Below are 13,470 nucleotides of genomic sequence, written 5' to 3'. Positions count from 1 at the left end.
GTGGCTCGCCGCCAACGCGCCCAGCACAGCCGCCGACGCCGCCAGGCCGAACGCCGCCTTGCGCGCCACCTTCCGGGCCAGGGACTTCGCCCCGCTCTTCGCTGCATGTCCAGCGGCGTGCTTCGCCGTCGTTTCAGCCGCCGCCTTGACCGTCACATCCACGAAGTCGTGGTCCGTGTGCGTCACGATCACCGCGGTGACCTTGTGCGCCTCCGTGCCAGCCACTCCCGGCACCGAGTTGGCGATCGTGTCACCCACCCGCACCTGGTCGATCGCCTTCGCAGAACCGTCCGCCATCAGCACCCGGGTCGAACCCGTGAAGCTGTGCGGGGCTGCCTTCGCCCCCGGGATCTTGCAACTCCCGCCCGACTCCGACTGACTCCGCGTCCCCGCCCCCTCCGACTCCGCCGCCGAAGCCGCCTCGTCCGTGGCGTCCGCCGCCGCTGAGTCGCCGGCCTCCGTCGCCCCCTTGCCGAACAGGCCGCCCACGACCTTCATCGCCTTGGGCGCCACCTTCGCCAGGAGCTTGCCGCCCAGGCTTCCCAGCGCACCGCCCAGCGCACCCGCGGCCGCACCCTCAAGGGCGGACTCGCCGAACGCCCCCACGCTGCAGTCCCCGCCGCCGTTCTGCGCGCACTTGAAGCCCTGCTCCACCAGGGAGCCGGCCGCACCCGCGATCGCCGCGCAGCCGATCGTGCCGACACCCCAGGTCGCCGCCTCGCACCCGGCGAACACCGCCGTCGACACCACGAACGACGTGATCGCAGCGGCGTGGTGCTTCACATACGTCGCCGTCGCCTTCGCCGCCTTGACCGTCGCGTGGTACGCGGTCCGTGCCACGTGGGCGACCGCCTTCGCGGCCTTCTTCACATGGCTCGCGATCTTGTGCGCCACCTGCTTCACCGCGTGGACCACGCGATGCACCACACGTGAGGCCTTGTGATACGCCGTATGCACCGCATGGACGGCCGCGTGATAGATGCGTCTGACGTGCCGTGCCGCGTAGTGGTACACGCGCCGCACCACCCGCACCGTCGCGTGGTAGACGTCCCGCACGTGGTGCACGATCTTGTGCGCCGCGTGCTTGACCGCGTGGACGATCTTCCGCGCCGCGTGCTTCACCGCGTGGTACACCTTGTGCGCCACGTGGGAGACCGCGCGCTTGACGTGATGGACGGCCTTCTTCGCACCGCACACCACGTCGTACCAGGAGCAGTTGCCCGACTCGTCCGTGCCCGCCATCGGGTTGTCGTCGACGTAGGCGAACGGGTTCGCCGCCACCGAGTTCGGCACCGCGTTCAGCGAGATGCTGTCCTTGTTCAGGAACTGGCCCGTGTCCGGGCTGTACCAACGGGACGCCGTACCCACGTCGCCCGTGCCCGGCTCCGTCCAGCCCGACTGGAAGCCCAGATGACCCGTCACCGTGTCAGTCGGCGAGACCACCTTGCCCAGCGGGTCGTACGACGCCGAACCCGCGAGTGACGTCGCACCTGACGTGAACGTGCCCACCACGTCGCTGTGCAGGTCCGTCAGCGCCAGCGACCCGCTGCCGCCCGACGGCTTCACGCCGATCACGCCGCCCGCCGGGTCGTACGTGTACGTGTTGTCGCCGTCGGACGCGATCGTGTTGTCCGCGCCGGAGTAGGCGAACGTGCGCGTGGACTGCGCCGTCGTGTCCGTGTCGGTGATGTTCCGGCCCAGCGCGTCCAGCGTGTAGGACTGCGTGCCGGCCGCGATCTGGCCGCCGAACGCGTCCGTCTTGTACGCCACCGAACCCGACGTCTGCGACTCCTGCGTCATCGTGCCGCGCGCGGAGTAGTCGTAGGTGTGCGTGCCGTCCGAGGTCAGCTCGTCACGGGCGTCGTAGGTGTAGACGTCCGAGCCGTTGCGGATGCGGTTGCCCGAGGCGTCGTACGCGTAACTCTTCGTCGTCGAACCGTTGTTCCACGACGTCAGACGGTCCGACCAGTCGTACGTGTACGAGTTCGACGAGGCGCCCGAGACTCCCGTCGTCGCCTTCGACATCAGGTTGCCGTTGTCGTCGTAGCCGTACGAGAAGCTCGCCAGCGTGGACGCGCCCTGGACCAGGACGTCGCTCGTCAGCTCGTGCGAGCTGTTGTAGCCGAAGGTGCGGGTCTGGCCCGTCGAGCCGTACTTGACCGACTTGACCTCGTTCAACTGACCGTATGTGTAGGTCAGTTGGGTGCCCGTCGCCGCGTCGTTCAGAGACGAGAGGCGGCCCGCCGTGTCGTAGCCGTACGACGTCGTCCCCGCCGCGTCCGTCCGCGTCAGCATCGACGCGTCGTTGTTGTACGAGAAGTTGGAGGAGCCCGCCGAGCCCGAGGCCGTGAGGACGTCACCCCGGTCGTCGTACGTGAACGCGTCGTGCGTGGCGGCCTGGTGGTCCACCGCGCCCGCGATGCCCGCCTCGTCCGTGTCCGCCGACAGGACCCGGCCGTCCGCGTCGTAGTTGAACGTGCGCTTCGCCGTCGCCGCGTCCGCGCCGGAGCCGTTCATCGTCTTGAGCTGGCCGTTGACGTCGTAGGTCATCGACGTCGTGACGCCACCCGGGAGAGTGGCCGTCGTCAGCTGGCCGTCCGCGTCGTAGGCGAAGGTCGTCGTCGAGTCGGCGGCCGAGGTGTACGTGGCGGTCGTCGGCTCGATCACCTTCTCCTGCTGGCCCCACGGTGTGTACGTGTAGCGCCAGGAGTTGCCGCGGCCGTCGGTGAAGCGGGTGCGGTTGCCCGCCGCGTCGTAGCCGAAGGTCGTGGTGATCGAGGTCGCGGCGTCCACCGGCTCGACCTGCTGCGTGATCGCGCCCGACGCGTCGTACGTCCAGCGGGTGGTGTGCTGGTTGGCGTCCGTGGAGGAGACCATGTTGCCCACGCCGTCGTACTGCTGCGAGGTCCCCGACAGCTTCGTGCCGCTCGCGTCGTACTCACGCGTCGCCGTCGGGTCGTCCGAGGCGTTGTAGTCCGTCTCGGTCCAGGTGCCGTCCGCCAGCGTCGTCTTCGTCGTGTTGCCCTCGAAGTCGTAGCCGTAGCGGGTCGTGTTGCCCGCGCCGTCCGTCACCGAGGTGACGTCACCGGCCCTGTTGTAGGCGTAGGAGTTGGTCACCCCGCCCGGCGACGTCGTCGACGCGGCGTGCGCGCCGTACGGGTTGCCGGTCGTGACCGCGTACGAGTTCGTCGTCGTCAGCGTCGTCGTCGACGGGTAGCGCTCCATCGTCGACGAGGTGAGCTGACGGCCCATGAAGTCGTACGTCGCCTGGGTCTGCGCGCCCGCGGCGTCCGTCGCCGACAGCTGCTCGCCGTTGGTGTCGTACAGCGCGTGCGTCTTGGTGCCGTCGGGCGCCGTGATCTGGGCGAGGTTGCCCATCTGGTCGTAGAGGTACGAGGAGGTCTTGCCGCTCGGGCTGATCTCGTCGGTCTGGTTGCCCTCGCTGTCGTACTTCCAGACCGTAGTGCCCGCGTTGGGCGTGGAGGCGCCCGCGGGGGTGTACGAGGGGAGCGCCTCGGAGACCTTGTTGCCGTTGGCGTCGTACGCCGTGGTCGTCACCAGGCCGTTCGGGTCCTCCTCCTCGACGCCCTCGCCGAAGGTGTTGAAACCGCTGGTGGTGACGGGGTGGACGGTCGCCGGCGTGGTGCCGTCCGGCTCGGACTGGACGGCGGGCGCGGTGGAGACCGCGAGGTTGCCCGCCTCGTCGTAGGCGTACGTCGTGGTGTTCTGCTCGGCGTCCGTCGTGGACGTCGGCAGGCCCCGCTTGTCGTAGCTGTACTTGGTGGTCTGCTCGGTGGAGGAGCCGACCGTGCCGCCCGTGCGGCCCTTGCCGTAGAGGGAGGTGACGTCGGTCGCGGACAGGGCCCGCTGGTAGACCTGCACGTCACCGACCGAACCGGCGACGACGTCGCTCGTCGTGCCGTCCGCCTTCTCGGTGCCGCCGATGGAGAGCGGTCCGGTGCCGGTCCAGGGCGCGGTGTTCGTACCCGAGCCCGCCTGGGCGCCGTTGACGTACAGCTTCATGGAGCCGGTCGTCGAGTCGAAGACGCCGACCAGGTGCGTCCAGGTGTTCAGCGTGGGTGCCGCGGTGGCGGTGGCGTCGTAGAACGCGGTCGGGGAGGCCACGTCGGCGTTGGCCGCGTGGAAGCGGTACGCGTTGTCGGCCTTGGAGTACTGCAGGTAGAAGGAGGCCCGGTTGGTGCCGCCCTGGGCGACGAAGGTGCGGTAGGTGGAGGTGTCACTGAGGTTGACCCAGGCGGACACCGTGTAGGAGGCGGTGGTGTCCAGGACCGGGCCGGTGGTGTCGACGACGTTGCCGGTGCCGGTGGTGGTGCCCGCGAACTTCGCCGCGGTGTCCGACCAGGTCACGCCCGAACCGGCGGTGGCGGTGTTGCCGGTGCCGGAGGAGTCGGTGATGTTCGTGCCGGAGTCCTGGTTGAGCTTCCACCAGCCGGCCGGGTGCCCGGAGGCGTCCCCGTACAGCGTCTCGCTGAGCACGTTGCCCATGGCGTCGTACGTGCTGGTGGTGGTGCGGTCGTAGCCCGTGGCGTCGTGGTCGTTCTGGCTCGCGACCTGGTCGTCCGGGGTGTACGCGACCGTGGAGACGCGGTCCACGCCGGTCGGGTCGACCGTGGTGGAGGTGGTGCGGGAGGCCGCGTCGACCTTGTAGTTGGTGACGGTCTCGCCGTTGTCGGAGGTCGAGGTGAGCAGGTTCCCGGCGGCGTCGTAGGTGTCCGACTCCAGGACGTAGCTCTTCGTGCCGTCGGAGCTGGTCCGCTTCACCGCGGCGGTCAGACCGTCGTCCAGGTAGGTGTACGAGGTGGTGTTGCCCATCGCGTCGGTCACCGACTGGAGGCGGCCGGCCGGGTCGTAGGCGCGCGAGGACTCCGTGAGCAGGGTCGCGGTCCCCGGGTTGACCGGGTCACCGGTGTACATCAGGGCCTGGGTGAGCAGGTTGCCGTTGTCGTCGTACGTGTAGCGGGTCTCGTTGCCCGCCGACGTGACTTCCTTGGTCTTGTTGCCCTGGTTGTCGTAGGTGTACGTGGTCGTGTTGCCGTTGCTCGCGCCCGCGACCGCGTTGGCGTCCGACTCGGTCAGCAGGTGGTCGTAGGCGTCGTAGGTCTGCGTCTCGGTGCGCGCGGTGTCGCCGCCGCTCGCGTCGGCGACGGTCTGCGAGGTGACGTTGCCGTCCTCGTCGTAGACGGTCGAGGAGACGGCGGCGTGGGCGGCGCCGGTGACGCGGTCGGTGAGCTGCGGGTCGTGCTCCTCGGTGACCTGGCCGTTCAGGTCGTACGTGTACGAGGTGGTCAGGCCGTTCGGGTAGGTGTCCGAGACGACCTTCTGGCTGAGGACCTGGCCGAGGCCGTCGTAGGTGTACGTCGTCGCCAGACCGATGGCGTCGGTGGTCGAGGCGACGTCGCCGTTCTTGAAGTACGCCACCTGGTTGACCGCGCCGCCGGGGCTGATCGTCTTCACCGGCATGCCCTTGGGCACCACTCCGCCGTCTGCCGACGGGTAGGTGCTGGTGCCGTCGCTGTAGACGGTCGTGGTGGTGCGGCCGTGCGAGAAGCCGGGGACGGCCGGGCCGGTGATACCGGTCTGGTTGCCCTGCGCGTCGTACGCGTACGAGGTCAGGTAGGTGTTGTCGGTCGCCGACGCCGAACGGCCGTCGCGCTCGGTCAGCAGCTGGTCGTTTCGCGGGTCGGTCGTCGTCAGCTGGGCCGTGGTGTCGTCCGGGTAGTACGTGTAGTACTCGGTCGAGCACTTGTTCGCGGACTCGTCCTGGCAGGCGGTCGAGGAGACGATGTTGCCGCGTACGTCGTGACCGGTGATGTTCATCGAGCCGTTGGGGTCGGTGACCGTGTGCTCGAAACCGGCGGAGTCGTAGCCGAAGCTCGTCTTGTTGCCGAGGCCGTCGGTCTCGGTCAGCGCCCGGTTGCCGTTGTCGACGTCGTATGTGTACGTGAGCGTGGCGTTCGCCGGCGAGGTCACCTTGACCGTCTCCACCGGGAGGAGGCCGGTGGAGTTCTTCGCCGCCTCCATGTGGGCCGCGACGTCCTGCGCGGTGAGCCCCGAGTGGTAGAGGGCGACGTCGGCGATCGAACCGGTGAAGTGGCTGACGTCGGCGGGCGAGTCGAGCCAGCCCTTGGCGAAGCCGGCGCCTATGTAGAGGTGCGAGTTGGACTGGTCGTTCGGCGTACCGGAGAAGGTGTCCTGCTGGACGCCGTCCAGGTAGAGGGTCTGGGTGGCGCCGGACACGGTGAGCGCGACGTGGTGCCAGGCGTTGTCCGTGACCGTGCCGGTGGAGCCGAAGTCGGCGGTGCCGGAGCCGCTGACGGACCAGAAGTGGCCGTGCAGTTTGTTGTCGGTGCCGACGTACAACAACGGGCTGTACGTGCCCGACGCGGCGCTCGCACCACCGACGGCCACCGACTGGTCGCCGACGATGACGCCCTGCGCCGCGGTCTTGAACCAGAGCTCGACGCTGCGGTCGCTGGTGGCGTGCAGCGTCGCTGCGGGCACCTCGACGTACGAGGTACTGCCGTTGAACGTCGACGCCTTCTGGTCGCTGAACGGTCCCGTCGCGCCGAGCGTCACCGCGCTGTAGGTGCCGTTGCCGCCGCGCACCTCGTCGACGGCGGTGGTCGCGCCGGCCGCCTCACCGAGACGGAAGTAGCCCGCGGGCGCCGCGCCTAGGACCGCGCCCCGGTAGGTCTGGCTGGAGCCGGTGACCGTGGGCGCCCCGAGCTTCCAGACGCCGCCGTTCTCGTCGGTGAGCTGGGTGAGGGTGGTGGTGCCCGGGTCGTACTGCATGGCCGCGTACGTCTTGCCGGAGGGCCGGGTGATGGAGGTCAGCAGGCTCGCCGCGTGGGTGCCGTACTGGTAGAGGGCGTTGACGTCGGCGGCGACCAGCGGGCGGCCGTACCAGGCGGCGTCCGCGACCGAGCCGTTGAAGTAGGTGGCGTAGCCGGTCTTCTCGGTGGAGCTCTGGTGCGGCTCGTCGGGCCAGTTCCCGCCGAGGAAGCCGGTGCCGAGGTAGTTGAAGGACTGGTTCTTGCCGAAGGCGACCGCGCTCTGGATGGAGACGGTGCCGGTGCGCGAGCCGATCTTCGCGTTGTCGACGTACAGCGTCTGCGAGTTGCCCGCGGCCGACAGCACCACGTGATGCCACTTGCCGTCGGCGACCGACGCGGTCGTGACGATCGGGTTGATGCCGCCGCTGTACCAGAACTCGGCGTTCAGCTTGCCGTCGGTGCCGACGTAGACCGAGGGGGTGTAGAAGCCCGCGGCCTGTCCGGAGCCGATGGGCTGGGAGGCGTACGAGTACAGGACGCCGGGGCCCGCGGAGGTCTTGAACCAGAGCGAGAGCGCGCCGGAGTCGGTGTCGTTGCCGGTGTTCTTCGGCAGCGAGACGTCGGAGGAGGTGCCGTTGAAGGAGGCGACGGTGGTGGAGGAACCGGTGAGCGGGCCACCGCTCTGGCCCGTCGTCACGTTCTCGTAGGTCGCGTTGTCGGTGCCCTCACCTGCGAGGACGGCGTCCTTGGCGGTCGTCGCGCCCGAGGACTCCGACAGCGGCCACATGGCGTGCGGGTCGAGGTCGAGCGAGGCGTTCTGGTACTGCGAGCCGCTCGTGTAGCCGTACGTCGTGCACTTGGTCGTCGACAGCGGCGAGCACACCTTGGTGAGCTGGTCGCCGGTGTAGCCGTACGTCCAGGTCTGCGCGGTGGAGGAGTCACCCGCGGTGACCGGGTCGGTGACGACGGTCTGGACGTGCGCTGCCGACGCGCCGGACGGCGTGAACCAGGTCAGGTTGAGCGAACGGGTGGAGACCGCGGACGTCATCTTCGTGATGTGGCCGCTGGTCCAGGTGAGGGTGATGGACCGCCCGTTGGCGTCCGTCACGGAGATCAGACCGTACGCGCCCGACCCCAGGGGCTGGGTGAACGTGTAGACCGTGTCGTCCTTGTCGGTCAGCTTGTAGCCGCCGCCCGTGACCGTGGTGAAGGTGGCGAACCGTCCGTTGCCCGGGGTGAACGTACCGTCGCTGTTCTTGCCGTACCCGACCTGCGAACCGTCCGGGTAGGTGACGTTGACACTGGAGACCGCGCCCGACGCCATGTACTGCTCGGTCGCCCGCGCGTCGAAGATGCTCGACCAGCCGGACCCGAACGCGCCGGTCCAGCGCGGGTCGCGGGAGTTGTAGTCGCGCTCCACGTCCAGCGAGGGGCCGACGGTGGAGATCGAGGCGTCGGTGTCGGAGGTGGTGTAGTTGCCGATCGACGCGTCGAAGCCGTGGTCACTGCTGTTCTGCGACAGACCCGAGGTGATCACGGGTTGCGGCACCTGGACCGAGAGCGCGTACGGTTCCGCCGTCGAGTACAGAGCGGTGGTGGCGTCGTACGCCTGAACCGTCCACGTGTACGGCTTGCCCCAGGCCAGCTTGCCCGCCGGGACCGTCCAGTCGCCGGTGGAGATCAGACCGGACGTGGCGACCTGCGTGTTGGTCGCGTCGTAGACCTTGAAGACGTACTGGTTGCTGCTGCCGCTGCTGGAGTTGGCGCCGCCCGCCCAGGCGGTCAGCTCGGGGGTGGTGGTGCCCACGACCGCGTTGTCGGCGGGGAACTGCTCGTACAGCTGCGGCGCCGTGTTACCCGTGTAGGTGACCACGATGTACGGGCCGAGCCCGGGGTCGTTGAAGGAGCCGAACTGCTTCCAGTGCAGGTTGTCGGTCGTCGACGCGTAGAGCGCGAGGCCGTAGTCGGCGGTGGTGCCGCTCATCCAGCCCTGGATGGCGGACGTGGACAGGGAGACGCTCACGTTGTCGCCGACGGAGCGGTCGGCGCCGGTGTTGGCGCAGGCGTTGGGCACGCTCGGCGTCGCGTTGCCGATCGAGGAGCCGTACGTCGGCCCCGGGTAGCTGGTGACGCCCTCCGGGGTCCAGGCCTTCGTCACCAGCGCGACGTCGAAACGCTCGGCGGTGCAGGTGGCGGCCCAGGTGTCGAAGAGGTGCAGGGTCGCGGAGGAGACGGTGACACCGCTGCCGTCCCAGGCGGTGTCCCAGTGGTTGACGTAGCTGACCGCGGAGTGGGTGCCGGAGTCGTAGGAGCCGACCTTGACGGTCTGCTCGTAGGAGTGGTCGACGTTGTTGCCGGACCCGGACTCGGCGTAGGTGGTGGTCCAGCCGTCCGTGACCTGCGGGTCGACGGTGACCGGGAAGACACGGCGCGGGTCGTGCAGCCAGCTGTCGTCGAGGGTCACCTTCAGCGCGTAGCCGTCCTTGTCGTGGACGAGCTCGGTGCTGACGTCGTGGGTGGTGGCCGGGTCCCCGGAGCGCGGGTTCACCTTCGAGTCGTAGGCGTACGACGCGGGGATGCGCTCGACGGTCTTGCCGGTGGAGTCACGCAGGTCGATCGACCCGCTCTTGGTCTGGACGGGCGTGAGGCCCTTGAGGTCCAGGGGGAAGGTCCAGCTGTTGCCCGCGTCGGCGGAACGCAGGACGACCGCGTCCTTGACCCCGGTCGCGGTGGGGGCGACCTGGAGGTCGGTGTCCGTCAGGGCGTTCTCGTACGTGACGCGCGAGCCGTCCGCCGTGCCCTTGACGGAGGCCGCGCCCTTGAGTCCGTAGGAAAGGGAGTGCGCGCTGTCGGCGGCGAAGGAGACGAGGCCGGAGTCACCGGCCTTGGCGCCGAAGTCGACACCGACGGAGTTGGCCTTCTCGTGCCAGCGGCCGTCGGGACCGGCTCTCACGTCCACATCGATCGGTGCCCATCTCCCCTTCCCCACCTGGTAGTTGACGGGCGTCGGGGATATTCGGCGGGTGGTGCTGCCGTCGGCGTTGTCGTAGACGGTGTCGGTGCGCGAGGACTTGGCCGCGTTGCGCTTGCTGGTCTTGGGGTTGTAGGTGCCGCCGCCGCGGCTCTTGCCCTGCTGAACGGCGGGCTTGTGCGGCTGGTAGGCGGCGAGCTCACCCCTCCCCTTGCCCGGCGCCCTGCCCACACCGCGCTTGGCGTCGGTCGTCTTCGCGGAGACGTGGTGGGCGTGCCCGGCCGCGGTGCCCGACTTCTGGTGCGGGATCCGGCCCCAGTGCGGGTCCTGGAACCAGGCCATCACGGAGGACAGACTCGGCATCGAGAGGGACACCTGGCCCAACTCGCGGCCGTCGGCCACTGCCTGCTGGGTCGTCAGCATCATTGCGAGCGCCGTCAGGGCGACCATGGCCACCTGCCGCCGGATGCGGTGCATACGGCTGACGGGACGACGGGGCTGGCGGGAACGGCGGGCAGGCCGAATGCGCACGGCTTCGACTCCAACAGTCAAGAGAGATCAGGCAGGGGGAACGCGCAGGAGAAGCACAGAAAACCCGCTGATCTTGACTGTTGTGAACATGCCGCGGACAGGCTCGAGGAACGTTTTTGGCCTTAGCTTGACCGGATCTTGCTGAACCAAGTCGACTTGTTTCGACTCGCCCCTTTGCTGCTTGTGAACTTTTTTGCGGGCTCCTCACCTTCTTGACAGATTCTCGTCATCTCGCTCTTGCGCCGAGCAGTATGAAACAGCGTCAGTTGGCGGTGAACCGCTTCGGCGCCTGGGTCGGATTGCCGCCCGAGGGAAGCTTCTGGCCGGGGCACTCGGAGAGCACCTTCTTCATCGCGGCCTTCTCCCCGTCGGTGACCCACAACCCGTACTTCTTCTTCACGGCCACCTGCGCGGCCACATACGTGCAGCGGTACCCCTTGTTGGGCGGGAGCCAGGTCGCGGTGTCGCCGTCGCCCTTGCTGCGGTTGGTGCTCGCGTCGACGGACAGCAGGTTGAGCGGGTCGTTGGCCAGCGCTATCCGCTTGCTCGCGTCCCAGTACTTGGCGCCCTTCTGCCAGGCGTCCGAGAGTGCGACGAGGTGGTCTATGTCCACCAGGCTGCGGCCACGCTTGTATGTCACTTCCTTGCCGGAGTACGGGTCCGGGTCGAGCGCCCCGGAGACAACCTTGCAGGTGCCACCGGTGAACTTCACGTTCTTCAGGTCCCGCTTGAGGATGTCGTCGCGGGTGTCGCACTTGTTGGAGTCCGTGTCGGCCCAGGCCGTGCCGAACCTCTCCCTGCTGTAGCCCGTCTTGGGCGCGCGCCCCTTGACGGTCAGCGAGTCCACGGCGCTGAGCGCGGCGCCGCCGGCCGCCGTGCCCTGCGGGCCGGCCGAGCCCGTGGTGTCCTTCTTGCAGCCGCTGACCCCCGCGCCGACGACGAACAGCACCAGTGCGGCAGCCGCCGCCCCACCCCTCAGACGCACCACGACGCCCCTCCCCTTTGTTCCCCGGGCCCGCCCTGCACAGGGCGCGTTTCCCTGGTGCCCACGGTAGCGGCGGGCATGCCCAGCCCATACCCTCCTTCAACGGGCAATAGGTGCACGCCGGGCGTATCGTCGGTGGTGACACACCTCCGGAAGGAGCTCCCGCATGGGCATCTTCGACAGATTCAAGGATCAGGCGAAGTCCAAGGGCAAGGACATGTCCGACGCCGGGGAACGGGAGATCAACGAGAAGACGGGCAACAAGTACACGGACCAGGTCGACGACGCCCAGCAGAAGGCCGAGGGCGCGATGGGCATGGACCGCGAACCGACCGACCGGCCCGATCAGCCGTAGACCCCGATCAGCCGTAGCCGCGCAGACGCGCGAGGCACGACACACCCACCGATCGACCGTGACACCGAGGCCGTCCGCGAAGCCCCACTCCCGCGGGCGGCTTCACCTGCGTCGCCCCGGCGACACCCGCTCTCACGCCCGCACCCTCACACCCCCACACCCTCGCGCCCTCACACCCTCCCGTTACACCTTCCCGATCCCCAACGTGGACTCCGAAGGCAGCAGCCCCGAACCCAGCACAGCGACCCAGAACTCGCCGAGCAGCTCGGTCAGTCGGCCCCGGTCGGCAGGGGTGAGGGCGAGCCAGGGGGCGGCGGCCAGTTCGTCCGTGTGGCGTTCGACCTCGGCGCGGAGCTCGCGGCCCGCGGGTGTGACGGCGCCGGATTCGGTCACGAGGCCGCGCGCGGCGAGGCGTTCGCGGGCGGCGCTCCACTCCCGTGGGCTCCAGCCGCGGCTCTCGAAGCGCTCGACGGAGGCCGCACCGATCGCCGCGAAGGACACGAGCGCTTCGACGGGGTCGAGCCCGGCGACGAGCAGCGCCGCGAGGTGTCCGTCGCCCCGGTGCTCACGCAGGATCGTCGCCGCATGCCACACCTGGAGGTGCGGGGCGACCGGCCACGCCGGCTCCGCGTTGGCCGCGGCCATGGGCCGGCCCGCGGTGTTCGCGGCCTCGGCGGCGCGGCGCAACAGCCCTGCGGCCTCGATGAGTTCGGGGCTCGCCGCGCGGTCGCCGAATATCGCGCGGCACGCCCGGTCCATGCCCCGCTCCCTCGCCTTCAGCACGTCCGCGGGGCTCGCGGTGTCCCACGCCGAGTCCATGTGCGCGGCGACCATCCGCGGGCTGAAGCTGTAGAAGGCGGAGGACACGCGCTCGCTCCCGACCGCCCCCAACGGCGCGGCGCGGAAGGGGAAGTACGTCGGCCAGCGCTCCTGCGCCGACCCGGCGTACCCGAGCGCGGCCGACTCCTCGAAGATCTCCGGCGCGAAGTAGAGCACCGCGTGCAGGGGCTCCAGCAGGTGCCACAGCCGACGCACCTCACCGAGCTCGATCCCGCCCCCGGTCTCCATCCCGGCCACCTCACTACCGCGCTCCGACATGACGAACCCCCTCGTCCCGTTCCCACCCACGCGATAACTTGACACTGACAAGATTGCCCGACCCCGCCGAACTTGTCAATGCCTAGATTCCGCGTACGCTGATGACCATGGAGACCGCGAAGACCACTCCCGAACGCCCCTATCACCACGGCGATCTGCGTCGCGCGATCCTGAGCGCCGCGCTCGACGTCATCGCCGCCGAAGGCCCGTCCGCGCTGAGTCTGCGCGACCTGGCCCGCCGGGCCGGCGTCTCGCACGCGGCTCCGGCCCACCACTTCAAGGACCGCACCGGCCTGCTCACGGCGATCGCGGCCGAGGGCCACGCGCTGCTGTCGGCCACGCTCACCGAGGCCACGGACCTACGGGACGCGGGCGTCCACTACGTACGTTTCGCGCGTGAGCACCCCGCGCACTTCCAGGTGATGTTCACGCCGGAGCTGCTGCGCGAGAACGACCTGGAGCTGACCACGGCCCGCGCCCTGACCGCGGACCGCCTGCGCCAGGCCGTCTCCGACCGGGTGCAGGAACCCGGCACCGACCCCCGCCTCGCCGGAGTCGCCGCCTGGTCCCTGGCCCACGGCTTCGCCACGCTGCTCCTCGGCCACAACCTGGACGGCGCGGTCGGCGACCAGGACCCCGAGGAGGTCTTCCGCACCCTGACGGGGATGCTGTTCCAGCCACCGTCGGCGTGAGCCCGGCCTCCACCACCGGCCGCTACGACTCCCTACGGCCTCTA

The 13,470-nt window shown here is 69.4% G+C and carries 5 protein-coding genes; 2 read left to right on the top strand and 3 right to left on the bottom strand.

Annotated features, from left to right (window positions below):
- Together ACZ69M_RS42835 and ACZ69M_RS42830 are read right to left on the bottom strand one after the other, a co-directional pair.
- On the bottom strand, positions 1 to 10,242 hold a 10,242-nt coding region (locus ACZ69M_RS42835), incomplete at its 3' end, for a LamG-like jellyroll fold domain-containing protein (RefSeq protein ID WP_470058684.1).
- 316 nt (positions 10,243 to 10,558) lie between these two features.
- Positions 10,559 to 11,284 (bottom strand): HNH endonuclease family protein, encoded by a 726-nt coding sequence (locus tag ACZ69M_RS42830; protein ID WP_470058682.1) that lies wholly within the window; start codon positions 11,282 to 11,284, stop codon positions 10,559 to 10,561.
- Between the two features lie 163 nt (positions 11,285 to 11,447).
- Here ACZ69M_RS42830 and ACZ69M_RS42825 point away from each other — a divergent pair, with 163 nt between their 5' ends.
- Positions 11,448 to 11,636, top strand: a complete 189-nt coding sequence (locus tag ACZ69M_RS42825; protein ID WP_470058680.1) for an Rv0909 family putative TA system antitoxin — start codon at positions 11,448 to 11,450, stop codon at positions 11,634 to 11,636.
- Between the two features lie 183 nt (positions 11,637 to 11,819).
- Here the strand turns inward: ACZ69M_RS42825 and ACZ69M_RS42820 are convergent, their stop codons facing one another.
- The gene (locus ACZ69M_RS42820; RefSeq protein ID WP_470058702.1) at positions 11,820 to 12,704 is read right to left on the bottom strand and encodes an SCO6745 family protein; all 885 of its coding nucleotides are present in this window, start codon (positions 12,702 to 12,704) and stop codon (positions 11,820 to 11,822) included.
- A gap of 137 nt (positions 12,705 to 12,841) precedes the next feature.
- Between ACZ69M_RS42820 and ACZ69M_RS42815 the strand changes: the two genes are divergently transcribed.
- Positions 12,842 to 13,426 (top strand): TetR/AcrR family transcriptional regulator, encoded by a 585-nt coding sequence (locus tag ACZ69M_RS42815; RefSeq protein ID WP_470058678.1) that lies wholly within the window; start codon positions 12,842 to 12,844, stop codon positions 13,424 to 13,426.
- Positions 13,427 to 13,470: the final 44 nt, after the last annotated feature.

Source organism: Streptomyces sp. NPDC107454 (genome assembly GCF_055582885.1).
Note: the sequence above shows the minus strand (reverse complement) of the source record. Positions and strands in the feature narration are given on the sequence as shown.